Origin of the sequence: Burkholderia sp. Bp9012 (genome assembly GCF_003853825.1) — a bacterium.
In the GTDB taxonomy this organism is placed as follows: Bacteria; Pseudomonadota; Gammaproteobacteria; order Burkholderiales; family Burkholderiaceae; genus Burkholderia; species Burkholderia diffusa.
In genome coordinates this window covers 30,282-49,455 of sequence record NZ_QTQA01000002.1, presented here as the reverse complement: position 1 = coordinate 49,455, position 19,174 = coordinate 30,282, and the positions used below count along the sequence as shown (strand labels likewise).

Genomic DNA, 19,174 nt, shown 5'->3' with positions numbered 1-19,174 from the left:
CTTTACTTACAGCGGCGGCTCGACGGGACGACGGGCGGGCGCCGGAGCCGGCGCCGAAGGCGCCACGACGCCCATCGAGACGATGTACTTGAGCGCGGCATCGACCGACATGTCGAGTTCGATGACTTCGCTCTTCGGCAGCATCAGGAAGAAGCCCGACGTCGGGTTCGGCGTCGTGGGCACGTACACGCTCACGTACTCTTCCGTCAGATGGTTGACCACGTCGCCGCCGGGCGTGCCGGTCAGAAACGCAATCGTATACGAGCCGCGACGCGGGTATTCGATCAGCAGCGCCTTGCGGAACGCGTTGCCGCTGCTCGACAGCAGCGTGTCCGACACCTGCTTGACGCTCGTGTAGATCGGCCCGACGACCGGGATGTGACGCACGACCGCGTTCCACCACGTGACGAGCTTCTGGCCGATGAAGTTCTGCGTGGCCAGCCCGACGACGAAGATGAACGCGAGCGTCAGCACCGCGCCGATCCCCGGCAGGTGGAAGCCGAGCATCCGCTCCGGCTGCCACGATTCGGGCAACAGCAGCAGCGTCTGGTCCATCGTGCCGATGATGAGGCCGAGCACCCACAGCGTGATCGCGAGCGGGACGAGAACCAGCAGGCCGGTCAGGAACACCGTTTTCAGGGTCGTCTTTTTCATCATCTGCCGTCAATGAACCGCGCCGGAAGCGCGGGTTGGTCGCGGCCCGGCCGGGCCGCGACAGTCAACTGCTGGCGGCGGGCGCTGCAGCCGGGGCGGGCGCGGCGCTCGTCGTCGTACTTTCGGAGCTCGCGGCAGCGGGCGCGGCTGCCGCAGGCGCCGCGGCGGCCGGTGTTGCCGCCGTGTCGCCGGACGCCGTCGCCGGCGCGCTGGTGCCGCTCGAGCCACCGCGGAAATCGGTGACATACCAGCCGGAGCCCTTCAGCTGGAAGCCGGCGGCGGTGACCTGCTTGCGAAAAGCATCCTTCCCGCATTCGGGGCATTGCGACAGCGGCGCGTCGCTCATCTTCTGGAGCACGTCCTTCGCGAAACCGCACGCTTCGCATCGATAGGCGTAGATCGGCATGATATTTTTCCCGCAGAAACTGGAAACGGCTTGCAAAACCTTGAATTATAGCTGAAACCCCGGCGCGCTCCGGCAACGGCCGCGACGCCCGAGCTTCAGCGACGGCGCCACGTGAGCCAGCGCTCGTGCCCTTCGAACACGGCCAGCGAATCGGTCACCGGCAGATCCTCGATCAGTTCGAAGTGCGGCGCGAGCAGCGCATCGAGTTCCGCGCGCTCGATGCCGAACGGCGGCCCCTTTGGTTTCGCCGTCACGAAGAAATAACCGGCCAGCAGCGCACCGGCGGGCAGCAGTTCGGCCATCTGCGCCGCATAGCCGGCGCGCAGGCTCGGCGGCAACGCGCACAGGAACGCGCGCTCGTACACCCACTGCACATCGAACGGCGGTCGGTACGCGAAGAAATCGGCCTGCTCCACGACGTCCGCATGCGCGCCGAGCTGCGCCTTCGCCGCCGCCACCGCCTGCGCCGAGAAATCGATCGCGCGCACGGGCCAGCCGGCCTGCGCGAGCCAGCCGGCCTCCTGCGCACTGCCGCAGCCCGGAATCAGCACCGCACAAGGCTCGAGGCGCTGGGCAAACGCGCGAAACCCGTTCGGCACGCCGCCGAACTCCCACGGCGTCACGCCGCGCGCGAAACGCTCGTCCCAGAACGCAGCGTTGCCGGGGTCGCGCGTCTCGAAATCGGCGGTGCTCGATGCGGGCGGTCGTTTCGGTTCGGACATCGCGCGGCTCCCTTCGGTCATGCGCCGTATGCGAGCGCGAGCAGCACGCGCGCGACGAGCGCCCCGACGCCGACGGCAAGGCCGAAGATCAGCAATGCCTGCAGCAGCCGGTTGGTACGTTTCTGCTCGACGAGGATCTGACGCATCAGGTCCTCGCTCGCCGCGCGCGGTGCGTCGTGGTGCGCCGCCATCGCGTGGTGGATCAGGCGCGGCAGTTGCGGCAGCGTCTTGCTCCACTGCGGCGCTTCGACCTTGAAGCGCTCGTACCAGCCGCGCAGGCCGATCTGCTCGGTCATCCAGCGCTCGAGATACGGCTTCGCCGTCTTCCACAGGTCGAGTTCAGGATCGAGCGAACGGCCGAGCCCCTCGACGTTCAGCATCGTCTTCTGCAGCAGCACGAGCTGCGGCTGGATCTCGACGTTGAAGCGGCGCGACGTCGAGAACAGACGCATCAGCACCTGACCGAGCGAGATGTCCTTCAGTGCGCGGTCGAAATATGGCTCGCACACCGCGCGGATCGCGCTTTCGAGCTCCTCGACGCGTGTCTCGGGCGGCACCCAGCCCGATTCGAGGTGCAGCGTCGCGACGCGGTGGTAGTCGCGCTTGAAGAAGGCGAGGAAGTTCTGCGCGAGGTAGTTCTTGTCGAAATCCGACAACGCGCCGACGATCCCGAAATCGAGCGCGATATAGCGGCCGAACGTGTTCGGATCGAGGCTCACCTGGATGTTGCCCGGGTGCATGTCCGCATGAAAGAAACCGTCGCGGAACACCTGCGTGAAGAAGATCTCGACACCTTCGCGCGCGAGCTTCTTGATATCGACGCCGGCCGAGCGCAGCGTCTCGACCTGGCTGATCGGCACGCCGGTCATGCGCTCCATCACGAGCACCTGCGACGTCGAGAAATCCCAGAACATCTCGGGCACGAGCAGCAGGTCGAGGCCCGCGAAGTTGCGGCGCAGTTGGCTGCCGTTCGCGGCCTCGCGCATCAGGTCCAGCTCGTCGTGCAGATACTTGTCGAATTCGGCGACGACTTCGCGCGGCTTCAGGCGCCGGCCGTCTGCCCACATGCGCTCCGTCCACGTCGCGATATCGCGCATCAGCGCGAGGTCCGAATCGATCACCGGCAGCATGTTCGGGCGCAGCACCTTGACCGCGACGGCCTTGCCCGCGTGCACGCCCTGCTTGAGCTTCGCGAAGTGCACCTGCGCGATCGACGCGCTCGCGACCGGCTCGCGCTCGAATTCGTCGAACAGCTCGTCGACCGGCGCGCCGAGTGACTTCTCGATGATCGCGATCGCAACCGCCGAATCGAACGGCGGCACCTGGTCCTGCAGCTTCGCGAGTTCGTTCGCGAAATCGACCGACAGCAGGTCGCGGCGTGTCGACAGCACCTGGCCGAACTTCACGAAGATCGGGCCGAGGCTTTCGAGCGCGTGACGCAGCCGCACGGCGGGCGGATCGGAATAGCGGCGGCCGATCGTCGTGATCCGCAACAGCAGCTTCACGCGCCGGTCGTCGATCCGGGACAGCATCACTTCGTCGAGGCCAAAGCGGATGACGGTATAGACAATCTTGATGAAACGGAAAATGCGCATGCCCTGCGGCCCTCAGTGCGCGCCGCGCGGGCCGGAGCCCGTGCGCGCGCCGATTTTTTGTTCGAGTCGCTCGACCCGTTTCTCGATCCGCGCGAGCGCATCGCGCGCACGCGCCAGTTCGGCGTCGAAACCGCCGAGCACCGTGCGCCGGACGACTTGGGGGTTTTCGTCGAGCCAGTATTCGGCGACGGAATCGAGCACGTTGCGGCCGGTGCGGCGCGCGCGCGCGCCGGCGTCGCGCACGACCGTCGCGATCCGGTGCGCCGCCGCGTCGCCAACCAGCTTCGCGAGATCTTCCTCAGGTTCCCAGCGCAGGTGCTCGGCCAGCTTCGCGATCTGCGTCGCGAACTCCGCGTCCCCCTCGATCTTCACGTGCTTCATCACGGCCGCCTGGCCGCCCTGCAGGAATGCGGCGACGGTGTCGCCCGCGAGTGCGATCGACACGTCGACGTGTTTCGCATCGTGCGCTTCCACAGCGGACAGATAGCCGTCGGGCTGCACGAGCAGCGTCAGCGTGACGGGCGGCACGTCGAGCCGGGCGGTCTTGCCCGCGTAGGGGATCAGGCGGTCGCGCGCCCACGATTCGCGCGCGAGCAGGTGATTGACAGCAGCAGCAAAAGGCTTGGCGGCAAAGGTCATCGGGCTGGGAAAGAAAAAACCCGCGCGGGCCGGGCGCCCACGCGGGTTTCTATTGTAACGTCGGATCGTCGGTAGACCGCGGCCAACCGCACACCCGGGCGGCAAGCGGTCGCAGTGCGGCAGCCGTCGACCAGGCATCCGGCGGCGCGGGCCGCCGGTCACGCTCAATGCGTGTTGAGTTGCTGGATGCCCGCGAGCAGCCAGCCCTGACTGCCCGACTTCGACAGGTTCCACACCTCGTCGAACGGTGCGGCCGACGCATTCGCCGATTCGCGGATCAGCCCGTGGAAGCGCACGCTCGCCGACTGCTCGATGCCGCGATCCTCGATCGCGACCAGCTCCGCGTCGAGCTGCACGACGTCGGTCTGGTTCGACTCGTTGCCGCGCGAATCGAGGTCGATCTTGATCTCGGCGAACATTTCGGGCGTCGTGAACTCGCGGATGTCGGCCAGGTTGCCCTGGTCCCACGCGGCCTGCAGGCGCACGAAATAGACCTTCGCGCTGCGCAGGAACGCTTCGGTGTCGAAGCCCGCCGGCACCTGCAGCGGCGCGGCCGCCATCGCGCCCGCCGCGCCGGCGGCGGCTGCGCCGCCGCCGAACACGCCTTGCGCTTCGTTCGCATAGCTGCTGCCGCTGCCGGCATAGTTGTTACCGGTGCTGCCCTGCTGGAACGACGGGCTCTGCGAGTAGCCGCCCGACGACGATGCCGAACCGCCCACCGAGTACGCCGGTTCGTGCGGGCGGCGACGGTTCATGAACTTGCGGATCAGCCAGATGCCGACCATCGCGAGCAATGCGATCACGATGACGTTCGCCATCATGCTCGCGAACGCGCCGCCCAGGCCGAAGTGCGACAGCAGCGCCGCGATGCCGAGGCCGGCCGCGAGACCGGCGATCGGCCCGAGCCAGCGCGAGCGGTTCGGCTGCGCGGCCGGAGCCGGTGCGGCCGGGTTCGCGCGCTGCGCCTGCGCCGGCGCGGCCTGCTGCATCGGCTGCTGCGCAGGCGGCGTGGCCTGGCGCTGCGTGACGGTGGAGTTTTGACGGCCGATGCTGCGCCCGCCGCCCATGCGCTTGGCTTCGGCATCGAGCGATGCGAACGTGCCGGCCGTGAGCAGGCCGACCATCAGCAGCGTGCCGACCCGTCGAGCCCACGGCTTCGACGGCTTGCTACGGTTGAACAACGAACGCGATTCGGACATCACTTTCTCCAGATGTAAGGCGAATGTATGGAAAGAACCCCTTAGTACTTGGTTCCCATGTGTAAAGCTACCACGCCACCTGACAAATTGTAATATTTGACGGCGTCGAGGCCCGCTTGTTCCATCATCGTCTTCAGCGTGTCCTGATCGGGGTGCATCCGGATAGATTCAGCAAGATACCTGTAACTTTCAGCATCTTTCGCGAACTTGTCGCCAAGCCACGGTAATACTTTGAAAGAATACAAATCGTACGCTTTTTTCAGCGGATCCCAGACTTTCGAGAATTCCAGCACCATCACGCGGCCGCCGGGCTTCGTCACGCGGCGCATCTCGGCCAGCGCGGCGTCCTTGTGCGTCATGTTGCGCAGCCCGAACGCGACCGTGACCACATCGAAGTAGTTGTCCGGAAAGGGGGTTTTCTCGGCGTCGCACAGCAGCGACGGCGTCACGATGCCCTTGTCGAGCAGCCGGTCGCGGCCGACGCGCAGCATCGATTCGTTGATGTCGGTGTGCCAGACCTCGCCCGTCGGGCCCGCCGCCTTCGCGAACGCCTTGGTCAGGTCGCCCGTGCCAGCCGCGATGTCGAGCACCTTGAAGCCGGGGCGCACGTTCGCCTGCGCGATCGTGAACGCCTTCCACGCGCGGTGCATGCCCGCCGACATCAGGTCGTTCATCAGATCGTAGTTGCTCGCGACCGAATGGAACACACCCGCCACTTTCTTCGCTTTTTCGGTTTCCTCGACGCTTTCGAAGCCGAAGTGGGTTTTGCTCATCGCGTTGATCCTCAGTTAATGGCAAGACGGCGCCGATCGGGCGCCGTCGATTTCAGTGGCAGTGGCCGTGCGGCGCGGGGGCCGCCTGCATCGGCGCGTCGCGCTCGACGCCCGCCGCCTTCAGTTTGTCGAAATAGTCGCGCCACAGCGCGTCCTGCTGCGTCGCCAGTTCGTACAGCAGATCCCACGAGTAGATGCCGGTCGAATGGCCGTCCGAGAACGTCGGCTGCAGCGCGTAGTTGCCCACGCCCTCGAGCGCGGTGATCGTGACTTCGCGCTTGCCCGTCTGCAGCGTCTCCTGGCCTGGCCCGTGGCCGCGCACCTCGGCCGACGGCGAATAAACGCGCATCAGCTCGAACGGAATCCGGTAGCTCTCGCCGTTCGGGTACTGCAATTCAAGCACGCGCGACACCGCGTGCACGACGACGCCGGACGGAATCGGCGTCGTGGAAGTCAAACCGCTCATGGCTGCCTCGAATCTGTCATGCGTTGAATTTCCTCGCGCACCGCATTGTGCAGCAGCGAGGCCTGCGCCGCGCGCGCGCGCAGCAGCGCCTCCGACACGCTGCGCTGGCGCGGCGCCCAGACGGGCTGCGGGAAATGGGCGTCGTTGGAGAAGCGCGGGATCACGTGCCAGTGCACGTGCGGCACCATGTTGCCGAGGCTCGCGAGATTCACCTTGTTCGGCTGCATCACGCGGCGCACCGCCCGTTCGACCGCGTAGACCACGCGCATCAGGTGTGCCCGCTCGGGCTCGCCGAGATCGGAGAACTCGGCCACGTGCGCGCCCCAGATCACCCGGCAGAAACCCGGGTAGTCGTGCTCGGCCGTCGCCAGCACGACGCGCAGCGCATCGTCCTGCCAGAGCACCTCGCCGCCGTCTTCACGGCAAAACACGCATTCCATCGTCGCTCCCATGTGGACGGGCGCCGGCGCTTCAGCGCAGGCGCCCGCTCTCATCCTTGGCCCGGCCGGGCGGTCGTCATGCCCGCATTAGACCAGCACGCGCTCGATCCCGCCATTGTTCGCGTGTGCGACATAGTCGGCCATCCAGTTCTCGCCGAGCACTTGGCGCGCGATCTCGACCACGATGTAGTCGGCCTCGATGTTCGCATCCTCGTTGTAGCGCGACAGCCCCTGCAGGCACGACGGGCAGCTCGTCAGGATCTTCACGTCCGGGCCGCCGTTCGCGGCCGGCGCCGGTGCGCTCGCGCCGTCGGCGACGACCGGGATGCTGCGCAGCTTCGCGGCACCCTTGCGGATCTCTTCTTCCTTGCGGAAGCGGACCTGCGTCGACACGTCCGGGCGCGTGACCGCGAGCGTGCCCGATTCGCCGCAGCAACGGTCGTTCTTCTCGATCTTGTAGCCGTCCTTCTCCGTGCCCATCAGCTCGTTGACGAGCTTGACCGGGTCCATCGTCTTGATCGGCGTGTGGCACGGGTCGTGATACATGTAGCGCGTGCCCGTCACGCCGTCGAGCTTCATCCCCTTCTCGAGCAGGAACTCGTGGATGTCGATGATCCGGCAGCCCGGGAAGATCTTGTCGAATTCGTAGCCGGCGAGCTGGTCGTAGCAGGTGCCGCACGACACGACCACCGTCTTGATGTCGAGGTAGTTCAGCGTGTTCGCGACCCGGTGGAACAGCACGCGGTTGTCGGTGACGATCTTCTCGGCCTTGTCGTACTGGCCCGAGCCGCGCTGCGGATAGCCGCAGCACAGGTAGCCCGGCGGCAGCACGGTCTGCACGCCCGCCTCCCACAGCATCGCCTGCGTAGCCAGCCCGACCTGCGAGAACAGGCGCTCGGAGCCGCAGCCCGGGAAGTAGAACACCGCTTCCGAATCGACGGTCGTCGACTTCGGGTTGCGGATGATCGGCACGATCTTGTTGTCCTCGATGTCGAGCAGCGCGCGCGCCGTCTTCTTCGGCAGGTTGCCCGGCATCTTCTTGTTGACGAAGTGAATCACCTGCTCGACCACGGGCGGCTTGCCGACCGTCGCCGGCGGGTGCTGCGTCTGCTTCGTCACGACCTTCTTCAGCATGTCGTTCGCGAAGCGCTGCACCTTGTAGCCGACGCCCATCATCACGCTGCGCGCGGCGTTGATCGTCTGCGGATTGGTCGCGTTCAGGAAGAACATGCCCGCCGCATTGCCGGCGTTGAATTTCTTCTTGCCCATCTTGCGCAACAGGTTGCGCATGTTCATCGTGACGTCGCCGAAGTCGATCTTCACCGGGCACGGCGTTGCGCACTTGTGGCACACCGTGCAGTGGTCGGCCACGTCGTTGAACTCGTCCCAGTGCTTGATCGACACGCCGCGGCGCGTCTGTTCTTCATACAGGAACGCCTCGACCAGCAGCGAGGTCGCGAGAATCTTGTTGCGCGGGCTGTACAGCAGGTTCGCGCGCGGCACGTGCGTCGCGCACACCGGCTTGCACTTGCCGCAGCGCAGGCAGTCCTTCACCGAATCGGCGATCGCGCCGATGTCGGACTGCTGCATGATCAGCGACTCGTAGCCCATCAGCCCGAAGCTCGGCGTATAAGCGTTGCGCAGGTCGGCGCCTTCGAGCAGCTTGCCCTTGTTGAAGCGGCCGTTCGGGTCGACGCGCTGCTTGTACGCGCGGAACTCGGCGATCTCGTCGTCGGTCAGGAACTCGAGCTTCGTGATGCCGATGCCGTGTTCGCCGGAGATCACGCCGTCGAGCGAACGCGCGAGCGTCATGATGCGCGCGACCGCCGCGTGCGCGTCCTGCAGCATCTCGTAGTTGTCGGAGTTGACCGGCAGGTTCGTGTGAACGTTGCCGTCGCCCGCGTGCATGTGCAGCGCGACGAACACGCGCCCGCGCAGCACCTGCTTGTGGATCGCCTGCGCCTCGTCGAGGATTTGCTTGAACGCGCCGCCGTTGAAGATCGCGCGCAGCTCCGCGCGGATCTCCTGCTTCCACGAGATGCGCACCGTGCGGTCCTGCGTGACGTGGAACACGGTCGCGCCCGGCTGATCGTCCGCCCGATCGGCGAACTTCTCGGCGAGCGCCTCGTAGCCGAGCTGCACGAGATAGTGCTGCGCCTCGCGCAGCGGCTGGTCGAGCCGGTCGCGCACGAATTCCCAGCGCGCACGCACGCGCTTGAGCAGCTCCAGCGCCTGTTGCACGCGATCCTCGAGCAGTTCGGCGCTCGGGATTTCATTCGCGTCGTCGGTCTTGCCGAGCGGCAGGTTGCCGGCGCGGAAGAACGCTTCGAGCGCGTCGACCAGCTGCAGCTTGTTCTTCAGCGACAGCTCGATGTTGATCCGCTCGATGCCGTCGGTGTACTCGCCCATCCGGTTCAGCGGGATGACGACGTCCTCGTTGATCTTGAACGCGTTCGTGTGCTTCGCGATCGCGGCCGTGCGGCTGCGGTCGAGCCAGAAGCGCTTGCGCGCCTCCGCGCTGATCGCGACGAAGCCTTCGCCGCTCTTGCCGTTCGCCATCCGGATCACTTCGGACGTCGCGTGCGCGACCGCATCGGCGTCATCGCCGACGATGTCGCCGATCAGCACCATCTTGGGGAATGCGTTGCGCTTGCTCTTGGTCGCGTAGCCGACCGCGCGCAGATAGCGCTCGTCGAGGTGCTCGAGGCCCGCGAGAATCGCGCCGCCCTGCTTCGACGTCTCGAACAGGTAATCCTTGATCTCGACGATGCTCGGGATCGCCTCGCGCGCCTGGCCGAAGAATTCGAGACAGACGGTGCGCGTGTGCGCGGGCATCTTGTGCAGCACCCAGCGCGCGGACGTGATCAGCCCGTCGCAGCCTTCCTTCTGCACGCCCGGCAGGCCGGCCAGGAACTTGTCGGTGACGTCCTTGCCGAGGCCTTCCTTGCGGAACCGGCGGCCTTCGATCTCGAGCATCTCGCTCTTCAGCAGCTTCTCGCCCGGCGCGTACGCGCCGTCGAACCACTTCAGCTCGAAACGCGCGACCGCGATGTCGTGGATCTTGCCCTGGTTGTGCTCGTGGCGCGTGACTTCGAGCCAGTTGCCGTCCGGGTCGACCATCCGCCACCAGGCCAGGTTGTCGAGCGCGGTGCCCCACAGCACGGCCTTCTTGCCGCCGGCGTTCATCGCGACGTTGCCGCCGATGCACGATGCGTCCAGCGAGGTCGGATCGACCGCGAACACGTAGCCGGCCGCCTCGGCCGCCTCGGTCACGCGGCGCGTGACGACGCCCGCGCCGGAGAAGATCGTCGGCACCTTGTGCGCGACGCCCGGCAGCTCGGTCAGCTCGACCGCGCCGAGCTGTTCGAGCTTCTCGGTATTGATCACCGCGGAGAACGGTGTGAGCGGCACCGCGCCGCCCGTGTAGCCGGTGCCGCCGCCGCGCGGGATCACGGTGAGGCCGAGCTCGAAGCAGGCCTTGATGAGGCCGGCGATCTCGGCTTCGGTATCGGGGGTCAGCACGACGAACGGGTATTCGACGCGCCAGTCGGTCGCGTCGGTGACGTGCGACACGCGCGACAGCCCGTCGAAGCGGATGTTGTCCTTCTGCGTGCAGCGGCCGAGCGCCTTGGTCGCGCGGCGGCGCAGGTCGGCCATTTTCTCGAATTCGTCGGCGAACTCGTTGACCGCGCGCTGCGCGGCGGCTTCGAGCATCTCGACGCGTCCCGCACGTTCGCGGCCCGCGTCGTCGCGGTGCTCGGTCAGGTCGGCGCGACGGCGCTTGCCGATCTCGGTCAGGCGGTGATTCAGCGCCTCGATCAGCAGCGCGCGGCGCTTCGGGTTGTCGAGCAGGTCATCCTGCAGGTACGGGTTGCGGCGCACGACCCAGATATCGCCGAGCACTTCGTACAGCATCCGTGCCGAGCGGCCCGTGCGGCGTTCGGCACGCAGCTCGTCGAGCACCGACCACGCCTCCTCGCCGAGCAGACGGATCACGATCTCGCGGTCGGAGAAGGACGTGTAGTTATAGGGAATCTCGCGCAGACGGGGCGCGGGGTCGGCGGCGACGGCGGCGGCCGCGCCATTCGGATCGAAAACTTGTGGTGCGTTCATGTTCGGACGACTCGGAGGGCCGATACCCCGTGCACGGGCGTCGGCAAGCGCGTGGGCGCAATCTTGGGGAAATCTGTTCTGGTGCCAGGCGCGCGACTATCTCGCATGGGGCCGGAGCGGGTCTGAACTCACCGTCCCGGGCCGGCGGGGCCTGGCGGCACTCGGAGCCATCAGCACGATCGCGCGCGGCGCGCATGCCGCTCCGCCGCGGGGCTGGCTGCGCGCGGCGTCGGCTTCAACGGGGCGATCCGAGGGTGCCTCTGCATCTTCCGATCCTTGATTCAAAACGGAATTCTAACCCATGATCGGCCCGCCCGTGAGACGCCGGACAGCGCGTGGGGCTTTCGCCGCAACCCGCGCCGGGCCTGCTTCGGCGCGATTTCGCGCCCGTATTCGCCGTCCGTCCGGTCGGTAACCATGCGGTTAAACCGGTAAAAAAGAACACTCCGAGCGGCAAACATGCCCGCCGGCGCGGTTCCGCGACCGTATGCCCGGCATGCCGCTTGCGTGCGGACGGACCCTTGGCGCTATCATTGATCTTTTACCGTCTGCTTCCGCACTGCACGCGAGCGCCCATGGCATCCCACGATTACCTGAAGAAAATCCTTACCGCGCGCGTCTACGACGTCGCGCTCGAGACGGAACTCGAATCCGCCCGCAACCTGTCGGCCCGACTGCGCAACCCCGTCTACCTGAAGCGCGAGGACAACCAGCCGGTGTTCTCGTTCAAGCTGCGCGGCGCGTACAACAAGATGGCGCACATTCCGGCCGACGCGCTCGCGCGCGGCGTGATTACCGCATCGGCCGGCAACCATGCACAGGGCGTCGCGTTCTCGGCGGCACGGATGGGCGTCAAGGCGGTGATCGTCGTGCCCATCACGACACCGCAGGTGAAAGTGGACGCGGTGCGCGCGCACGGCGGCCCGAGCGTCGAGGTGATCCAGGCGGGCGAGTCGTACAGCGATGCTTACGCGCACGCGGTCAAGGTGCAGGCGGAGCGCGACCTCACGTTCGTCCACCCGTTCGACGATCCGTACGTGATCGCAGGCCAGGGCACGATCGCGATGGAAATCCTGCGTCAGCACCAGGGGCCGATTCACGCGATCTTCGTGCCGATCGGCGGCGGCGGGCTCGCGGCCGGCGTGGCGGCCTACGTCAAGGCGGTGCGGCCGGAAATCAAGGTGTTCGGCGTGCAGGCCGAGGATTCGTGCGCAATGGCGCAGTCGCTGCAGAAGGGCGAGCGCGTCGAGCTGAGCGAGGTCGGCCTGTTCGCGGACGGCACCGCGGTGAAGCTCGTCGGCGAGGAAACCTTCCGGCTCTGCCGCGAATTCCTCGACGGCGTGCTGACGGTCGACACCGACGCGCTGTGCGCGGCGATCAAGGACGTGTTCCAGGATACGCGCAGCGTGCTCGAACCGTCCGGCGCGCTCGCGGTCGCGGGCGCGAAACGCTACGCGGAGCGCGAAGGCATCGAGAACCAGACGCTCGTCGCGGTCACGTCCGGCGCGAACATGAACTTCGACCGGATGCGCTTCGTTGCCGAACGCGCGGAAGTCGGCGAGGCGCGCGAAGCCGTGTTCGCGGTCACGATCCCCGAGGAGCGCGGCAGCTTCAAGCGCTTCTGCTCGCTCGTGGGCGACCGCAACGTGACCGAGTTCAACTACCGGATCGCCGATGCGCAATCCGCGCACATCTTCGTCGGCGTGCAGATCAAGCGGCGTGACGAATCCGCCGAGATCGCCGCGAACTTCGAGTCGCACGGCTTCAAGACCGTCGACCTGACGCACGACGAGTTGTCGAAGGAACACATCCGCTACATGGTGGGCGGCCGCTCGCCGCTCGCGCTCGACGAACGCCTGTTCCGCTTCGAATTCCCGGAGCGGCCGGGCGCGCTGATGAAGTTCCTGTCGTCGATGGCGCCGGACTGGAACATCAGCCTGTTCCACTACCGCAACCAGGGCGCGGACTACAGCTCGATCCTCGTCGGGCTGCAGGTGCCGCAGGCCGATCGCGCCGAATTCGAACGCTTCCTCGCGGCGCTCGGCTATCCATATGTCGAAGAGAGCGCCAATCCGGCTTACCGCCTCTTCCTGTCGTAAAGGCTTCGCGCAATGAATCCCGAACACTCCCCGCTCGGCAAGGCCACCGTCTACGCAGCCCAGTACGACGCGTCGCTGCTGTTCCCGATCCCGCGCGCGGGCGCGCGCGAGCAGCTCGGCATCACGGCCGCGCTGCCGTTCTTCGGCACCGACATCTGGAACGCGTACGAGCTGTCGTGGCTCAATGCGCGCGGCAAGCCGCAAGTCGCGGTCGCGACCTTCTACGTGCCGGCCGAATCGCCGAACATCGTCGAATCGAAGTCGTTCAAGCTGTATCTCGGCTCGTTCGCGCAGTCGAAGTTCGACTCGATCGACGCGGTGCGCGACACGCTCAAGCGCGACGTCTCGGCCGCATGCGGCGCGAGCGTCTCGGTGCAGCTCGTGTCGGCGCACGATTTCGGCAAGCTCGAGATGGAAGAGCTCGACGGGCTGTCGCTCGACCGGCTCGACCTCGACACCGACGTGTACGAACCCGATCCGTCGCTGCTGTCGGCGGCCGAGGACGAAGCGCCGGTCGAGGAAACGCTCGTGTCCGATCTGCTGCGCTCGAACTGCCCGGTCACCGGCCAGCCCGACTGGGGCAGCGTGCAAATTCACTACGTCGGGCCGCAGATCGATCACGCGGGGCTGCTGCGCTACATCATCTCGTTCCGCAACCACACGGGCTTTCACGAGCAGTGCGTCGAGCGGATCTTCCTCGACATCCTGCATGCGTGCAAACCGGTGAAGCTCGCCGTCTATGCGCGCTATACGCGCCGCGGCGGGCTCGACATCAATCCGTTCCGCACCAACTACAACCAGCCGATGCCGGACAACGCGCGGACCGCGCGGCAGTAACACCGGCCCGCCGGAAACGAAACAGCCCCGCCGGCTCGCGTCGACGGGGCTGTTTCACTGTGCGCAGGGGATTGCGCGGGCGCGTTACTTCGCCGGCGCCTTGTAAGCGATGCAGTCGACTTCGACCTTGCAGTCGATGACCATGCTCGACTGCACGCATGCGCGTGCCGGCGGATGCTCGCCGAAGTACGACACGAACACCTTGTTGAACGATGCGAAATCGCGTGCGTCGTCGAGCCACACGCCGCAGCGCACGACGTGTTCGAGGCCGTAGCCGGCTTCCTTCAGGATCGCGATCACGTTCTCGATCGTCTGCTTCGACTGCGTGACGATGCCGCCTTCGACGACCTCGCCGTTCACCATCGGCGTCTGGCCCGACACGTACAGCCAGCCATCGGCCTCGACCGCACGTGCAAACGGCATCACCTGGCCGCCCGTGCCCTTCGCTTCGCCCACGCCATATCGCTTCATCGTTTCACTCCTTGTATGTCGACCGCAGCCCGCGCGTCAGCGCTGGCTCCGGCCCATGCAACGCACGGTTGCGGATGCGCGCACCGACGACGGCACGCGCGGCAGATCGGAACGACGACCGCGCTCAGAACGCGGCGTCGGCACTCGCCGGCACGCGCTCGCCGCGCGCGACGAAGCCGCCGGCGCGCTCGCCGGTCGGCTGGCCGTTTTCATACGTGAGCACGCCGTTCACCCACACCGCGTCGATCCCGTGCGCGGGCTGCTGCGGCTTCTCGAACGTCGCGGCATCGATCACACGCGCCGGATCGAACAGCACGAGATCCGCGTGGTAGCCGACATGCACTTCGCCGCGCCGCGCGATCCCGTAGCGGCGCGCGGACAGCGACGTCATCTTGCGGATCGCCTCCTCGAGCGGCAGCAGGTTCGTGTCGCGCACGTAGTGGCCGAGCACGCGCGGGAACGCGCCCCACAGCCGCGGGTGCGGCAGCGGATCGTTCGGCAGGCCGTCGGAGCCGACCATCGTCGCCGGATGCGCCAGGATCCGCCGCACGTCGTCCTCGGACATGTTGTGGTACACGGCGCCCGCCGGGCGGATGCGCTGCGCGGCTTCCTGCTCGGTCACGCCCCAGTCGGCCGCGATCGCCTTCAGCAGCTTGCCCGCCACCTCCGGGTGCGGCTCCGACCACGTGATCGTGATGTCGATGTCGCCCGTCACCTGCTTCAGGTCGAGCGTCGACGAGCTGCGGCTGTACGGATAGCAGTCGCAGCCGACCGGCTGGTAGCGGCGCGCGCCTTCGAGCGATGCGAGCACTTCCGTGCTGCGCCCCCAGTTCGACGGACCCGCGCACTTCAGGTGCGAGATCACGACCGGCACGCGCGCATGGCGGCCAACCTGGTACGCCTCTTCCATCGCGTCGAGGATCGCGTCGAACTCGGTGCGCATGTGCGTCGTGTACAGCGCGCCCGCGTTCGCGAGCGGCTCGGCGAGCGCCATCACCTCTTCGGTCGGCGCCGCGAACGCGGAGCCGTAGGCGAGGCCCGACGACAACCCCAGCGCGCCGTTCGCGAGCGCCTCCTCAAGCTGCGCGCGCATGCCGGCGATTTCGCCGTCGGTCGCCGCGCGATCGAGGCGGTCCATCTGGTTGTTGCGCAGCGCGGTGTGCCCGACGAGCGCCGCGACGTTCACGGCCGGACGCGCGTCGTTCACGGCCGTGACATAGGCGGCGAAGGTCGGGTACTGGAACGCGCCACGCTCGCCGAGCAGGTTCATCGGGTCGGGCGGATCGCCCACGAGCGTCACCGGCGACGCGCTGATCCCGCAGTTGCCGACGATCACCGTCGTCACACCCTGCGAGATCTTCGGCAGCATCTCCGGCGCGCGGATCACGTGCGTGTCGTCGTGCGTGTGCACGTCGACGAAGCCCGGCGCGAGCGCGCGGCCGTTCGCATCGACGACGGTCTCGGCAAGCCAGTTCGACAGATTGCCGATCGCAGCGATCACGCCGTTGCGGATCGCGACGTCGCGCGTGACGGGCGGCGCGCCGGTGCCGTCGTACAGCTGCGCGCCGACGATCAGCGTATCGGCGGCTTCGGGATGCGAATGCATGGTCAGTCTCCTACCGGTTGACGGTCTCCGCCGCCGCGGTGCGCATCGAGCGCATGCTTGACGCGGCGCAGCGATTCTCGGCCCGCATCGCCGAGCCGCAATGCGACGCCGGTGACGAGCACGTCGATCGCCATCATCATCGCGTAGCGCGATGTCGAAGGCTTGTAAATGAAATCGGTTTCGAACGCGACGACCGGGATCAGGTGGTCGGCGAGCTTCGCGAGCGGCGAAGCCGGCGCGGTGATCGCGATCAGCTTCGCGCCGTAGCGCTTCGCGAGACGGCAGCTCTCGAGCAGCTCGGGCACGCGCCCGCTCACCGACAGCGCGACGACCACGGCGTCGCGCGACAGCGTTGCCGACACCATCCGCTGCAGCAGGCTGTCCTGGTAGGTCGCGACCGGCCGGCCGAAGCGCACGAGCCGGAAGCGCAACTCGTCGGCGAGCGCAGTCGAGCCGCCGCCCTGCCCGTACACGTAGATCATCTTCGCGCCGGCGAGCAGGTCGGCCGCCGCGTCGAACGACGTGTTGCGCAGCAACTGGTGGTTGTGCGCGAGTGCCACGCGGATTTCGTCGTAGACGACCGATGCGGGGCTCGCGTCTTCTTCCGGATGCTCATCGGCCGGCACGAGAAAGCGCTGGCCGACGGCCGCCGCCTGCGCGACGAGCACCTTCAGTTCGCGCACGTCGCGGCAGCCCACCGCCTTCGCGAAACGCGTGACCGTCGCGACACTGACCTCCGCGTCGCGCGCGAGCGCGCCGATGCTCGCATGCGCGGCGCGCGCGAGATCGGCGAGGATGAATGCGGCGACCTTGCGTTCGGCCTCGCGCAACTCGGGCGCGCATTCGGCAATCCGCGCGACGATGTCGAGGACCGGCTGGGCGACCGAAGCCGGTTGCTCGGTTGCGAACGGAGCGGACGGGGTAGCGTGCGAATTCATCTGCTGAAAAGTGTGTGGCGCCTCATGTTACTAAATAACATCACCGCGCCGATGCTACTTTCTGTACCATCTGCGTGTCAACTTCAGTGCAATGCATAGTGATGATGGAGCGGGATGACATGAAAGTTACAAACTATCAGGAACCGACAATCAATCCGTTGGGCAAGGGCCTCGGCAACCTGCCGAGCGCGAGCGTGCCGCTCGACGACGCGGGCCGCCTCGAGTGGAACCTGCTTGCGGAAGACGTCAGCCTGCCGGCCGCCGTGCTGTACGCGGATCGCATCGAGCACAATCTGAACTGGATGCAGGCGTTCGTCCAGCAGTACGGCGTGAAGTTCGCGCCGCACGGCAAGACGACGATGGCGCCGCAACTGTTCCGCCGCCAGCTCGACGCCGGCGCATGGGGCATCACGCTCGCGACCGCGCATCAGACGCAGGCCGCGTATCACGGCGGCGTACGGCGCGTGCTGCTCGCGAACCAGCTGGTCGGCCGCCAGAACATGACGATCATCGCTCAGCTGCTGTCCGATCCCGAGTTCGAATTCTTCTGCCTCGTCGATTCGGCCGACGGCGTCGACCAGCTCGGCCGTTTCTTCGGCGACGCGAAGAAGACGCTGAACGTCCTGCTCGAGCTCGGCGTGCCAGGCGGCCGCGCCGGTGTGCGCGACGCCGCGCAACGCCAGGCCGTGCTCGACGCAATCGCGCGCTATCCGGACACGCTGAAGCTGGCCGGCATCGAACTCTACGAAGGCGTGCTGAAGGAGGAAGGCGAGATCCGCACGTTCCTGCAGGACGCGGTCGCGCTCACGCGAGAGCTGGCCGAAGCCGGCCGTTTCGCGCGCACGCCGGCGATCCTGTCGGGCGCCGGGTCTGCGTGGTACGACGTGGTCGCGGAGGAATTCGCGAAGGCATCCGACGCCGGTTTTGCGGAAGTCGTGCTGCGTCCGGGCTGCTACCTGACGCACGACGTCGGCATCTACAAGAAGGCGCAGACCGACGTGTTCGCGCGCAACCCGATCGCCCGCAGGATGGGCGAAGGGCTGCTGCCGGCGCTGCAGCTGTGGGCGTACGTGCAGTCGGTGCCCGAGCAGGATCGCGCGATCATCGCGCTCGGCAAGCGCGACGCGGCGTTCGACGCGGGCCTGCCCGAGCCGGCGCGCCACTTCCGCCCGGGCCGCGACAGCGCGCCGCGCGATGTCGCCGCGAGCGAAGGCTGGGCCGTCACCGGGATGATGGACCAGCACGCGTACCTGCAGATCCCGCCGGGCGCGGACGTGAAGGTCGGCGACATGGTCGCGTTCGACATCTCGCACCCGTGCCTGACGTTCGACAAGTGGCGCCAGCTGCTCGTCCTCGATCCGCAGTTCCGCGTGACGGAAGTCGTCGAAACCTTCTTCTGAAGCTCCGCGCACACGGCCCTGCCGCCGCGCGGGGCGGCCGTCACGCGCGCTTCAAGCGGCCGGAGTACACTGCGCTTTCGTCCTCGGGGCCGCTTCGCCGCCGCAGCGCCGTCTGCCGTACGCGGCGCGAACGGGCCCTCAACGCTGTTGAATGGAGAAAGCCATGGCCGCGAAGAAGATCCTGTTCCTGACCGGCGATTTCGCCGAAGACTACGAAACGATGGTGCCGTTCCAGGCGCTGCAGGCCGTCGGCCATCACGTCGATGCGGTCTGCCCGGGCAAGCGCGCGGGCGACAAGGTCAAGACCGCGATCCACGATTTCGAGGGCGACCAGACCTACACCGAAAAGCCCGGCCACAACTTCACGCTGAACGCGACGTTCGACGATGTCGATGCGTCGGCCTACGACGCGCTCGCGATCGCGGGCGGCCGCGCGCCCGAGTACCTGCGTCTCGATGCGAAGGTGATCGCGCTGGTGCGCGCGTTCGCCGAAGCCGGCAAGCCGATCGCCGCGATCTGCCATGCGGCGCAGCTGCTCGCGGCCGCCGACGTGATCCGCGGCAAGCGCATCTCGGCCTACCCGGCCTGCGCGCCGGAAGTGAAGCTCGCGGGCGGCGAGTACGCGGACATCCCGGTCGATGCGGCCGTGACCGACGCGCCGTTCGTCACCGCACCCGCGTGGCCCGCGCATCCGGCATGGCTCGCGCAGTTCCTCACGTTGCTGGGCACGCGCATCGAGCTGTAGACGAAGCTGAATGAAATGAAGTGAAACGCCGGCCAGCGGCGGGTTCGCGCGACCCGCATGCCGTGCCGATC

The 19,174-nt window shown here is 67.1% G+C and carries 17 protein-coding genes; 4 read left to right on the top strand and 13 right to left on the bottom strand.

The genetic code is table 11. The features are described 5' to 3' along the window. Positions 1-6: 6 nt before the first annotated feature. The 10 genes from DIE11_RS02440 to DIE11_RS02395 form a co-directional block, all read right to left on the bottom strand. On the bottom strand, positions 7-657 hold the full coding sequence (locus DIE11_RS02440; protein ID WP_006477842.1) for a DUF502 domain-containing protein: 651 nt from the start codon (positions 655-657) through the stop codon (positions 7-9). Between the two features lie 61 nt (positions 658-718). Next, on the bottom strand, positions 719-1,060 hold the full coding sequence (locus tag DIE11_RS02435; protein WP_059607660.1) for an FmdB family zinc ribbon protein: 342 nt from the start codon (positions 1,058-1,060) through the stop codon (positions 719-721). A 95-nt stretch (positions 1,061-1,155) separates the two neighbouring features. Beyond that, positions 1,156-1,782, bottom strand: coding sequence for an SAM-dependent methyltransferase (locus tag DIE11_RS02430; protein WP_124621297.1), 627 nt, complete (start codon positions 1,780-1,782; stop codon positions 1,156-1,158). 17 nt (positions 1,783-1,799) lie between these two features. Beyond that, the gene (gene ubiB, locus DIE11_RS02425; protein WP_124621295.1) at positions 1,800-3,377 is read right to left on the bottom strand and encodes a ubiquinone biosynthesis regulatory protein kinase UbiB; all 1,578 of its coding nucleotides are present in this window, start codon (positions 3,375-3,377) and stop codon (positions 1,800-1,802) included. Between the two features lie 12 nt (positions 3,378-3,389). Beyond that, a complete protein-coding gene (locus DIE11_RS02420; protein WP_124621293.1) occupies positions 3,390-4,016 on the bottom strand; it encodes an SCP2 domain-containing protein in 627 nt (208 codons plus the stop codon). A gap of 164 nt (positions 4,017-4,180) precedes the next feature. Then, positions 4,181-5,215 carry a Tim44 domain-containing protein gene (locus DIE11_RS02415; RefSeq protein WP_059607667.1) on the bottom strand — a complete coding sequence of 345 codons (1,035 nt, stop codon included), beginning with the start codon at positions 5,213-5,215 and terminating at the stop codon, positions 4,181-4,183. A 41-nt stretch (positions 5,216-5,256) separates the two neighbouring features. Further along, positions 5,257-5,988, bottom strand: coding sequence for a bifunctional demethylmenaquinone methyltransferase/2-methoxy-6-polyprenyl-1,4-benzoquinol methylase UbiE (ubiE, locus tag DIE11_RS02410; RefSeq protein WP_059607669.1), 732 nt, complete (start codon positions 5,986-5,988; stop codon positions 5,257-5,259). 52 nt (positions 5,989-6,040) lie between these two features. Next, entirely contained in the window at positions 6,041-6,454 is a 414-nt protein-coding gene (locus DIE11_RS02405) for a gamma-butyrobetaine hydroxylase-like domain-containing protein (protein WP_011886002.1), read from the bottom strand. Then, positions 6,451-6,894 (bottom strand): HIT family protein, encoded by a 444-nt coding sequence (locus tag DIE11_RS02400; RefSeq protein ID WP_124621291.1) that lies wholly within the window; start codon positions 6,892-6,894, stop codon positions 6,451-6,453. The genes DIE11_RS02405 and DIE11_RS02400 overlap by 4 nt, the downstream gene beginning before the upstream one ends. 87 nt (positions 6,895-6,981) lie before the next feature. Further along, a complete protein-coding gene (locus tag DIE11_RS02395) occupies positions 6,982-11,007 on the bottom strand; it encodes a DUF3683 domain-containing protein (protein ID WP_059607673.1) in 4,026 nt (1,341 codons plus the stop codon). 575 nt (positions 11,008-11,582) lie between these two features. Here DIE11_RS02395 and ilvA point away from each other — a divergent pair. Beyond that, complete coding sequence (gene ilvA, locus DIE11_RS02385) at positions 11,583-13,106, top strand: threonine ammonia-lyase, biosynthetic (RefSeq protein WP_059607674.1); 1,524 nt, start codon at positions 11,583-11,585, stop codon at positions 13,104-13,106. 12 nt (positions 13,107-13,118) lie between these two features. Then, positions 13,119-13,943: an NADPH-dependent 7-cyano-7-deazaguanine reductase QueF gene (queF, locus tag DIE11_RS02380; RefSeq protein WP_059607677.1), complete on the top strand. Its 825-nt coding sequence runs from the start codon at positions 13,119-13,121 to the stop codon at positions 13,941-13,943. Positions 13,944-14,027: 84 nt separating this feature from the next. Here queF and DIE11_RS02375 read toward each other — a convergent pair whose 3' ends face one another. The 3 genes from DIE11_RS02375 to DIE11_RS02365 form a co-directional block, all read right to left on the bottom strand. Then, the gene (locus DIE11_RS02375) at positions 14,028-14,414 is read right to left on the bottom strand and encodes a RidA family protein (protein ID WP_006751946.1); all 387 of its coding nucleotides are present in this window, start codon (positions 14,412-14,414) and stop codon (positions 14,028-14,030) included. Between the two features lie 124 nt (positions 14,415-14,538). Next, entirely contained in the window at positions 14,539-16,020 is a 1,482-nt protein-coding gene (locus DIE11_RS02370) for an amidohydrolase family protein (protein ID WP_124621289.1), read from the bottom strand. Between the two features lie 2 nt (positions 16,021-16,022). Continuing rightward, positions 16,023-16,958 carry a MurR/RpiR family transcriptional regulator gene (locus DIE11_RS02365; RefSeq protein ID WP_124621287.1) on the bottom strand — a complete coding sequence of 312 codons (936 nt, stop codon included), beginning with the start codon at positions 16,956-16,958 and terminating at the stop codon, positions 16,023-16,025. Positions 16,959-17,077: 119 nt separating this feature from the next. On the opposite strand from DIE11_RS02365, the gene DIE11_RS02360 reads away from it, so the two are divergent. Beyond that, the gene (locus tag DIE11_RS02360; RefSeq protein WP_059607683.1) at positions 17,078-18,358 is read left to right on the top strand and encodes an amino acid deaminase; all 1,281 of its coding nucleotides are present in this window, start codon (positions 17,078-17,080) and stop codon (positions 18,356-18,358) included. Positions 18,359-18,521: 163 nt separating this feature from the next. Continuing rightward, complete coding sequence (locus tag DIE11_RS02355; RefSeq protein WP_059607685.1) at positions 18,522-19,103, top strand: DJ-1/PfpI family protein; 582 nt, start codon at positions 18,522-18,524, stop codon at positions 19,101-19,103. Positions 19,104-19,174: the final 71 nt, after the last annotated feature.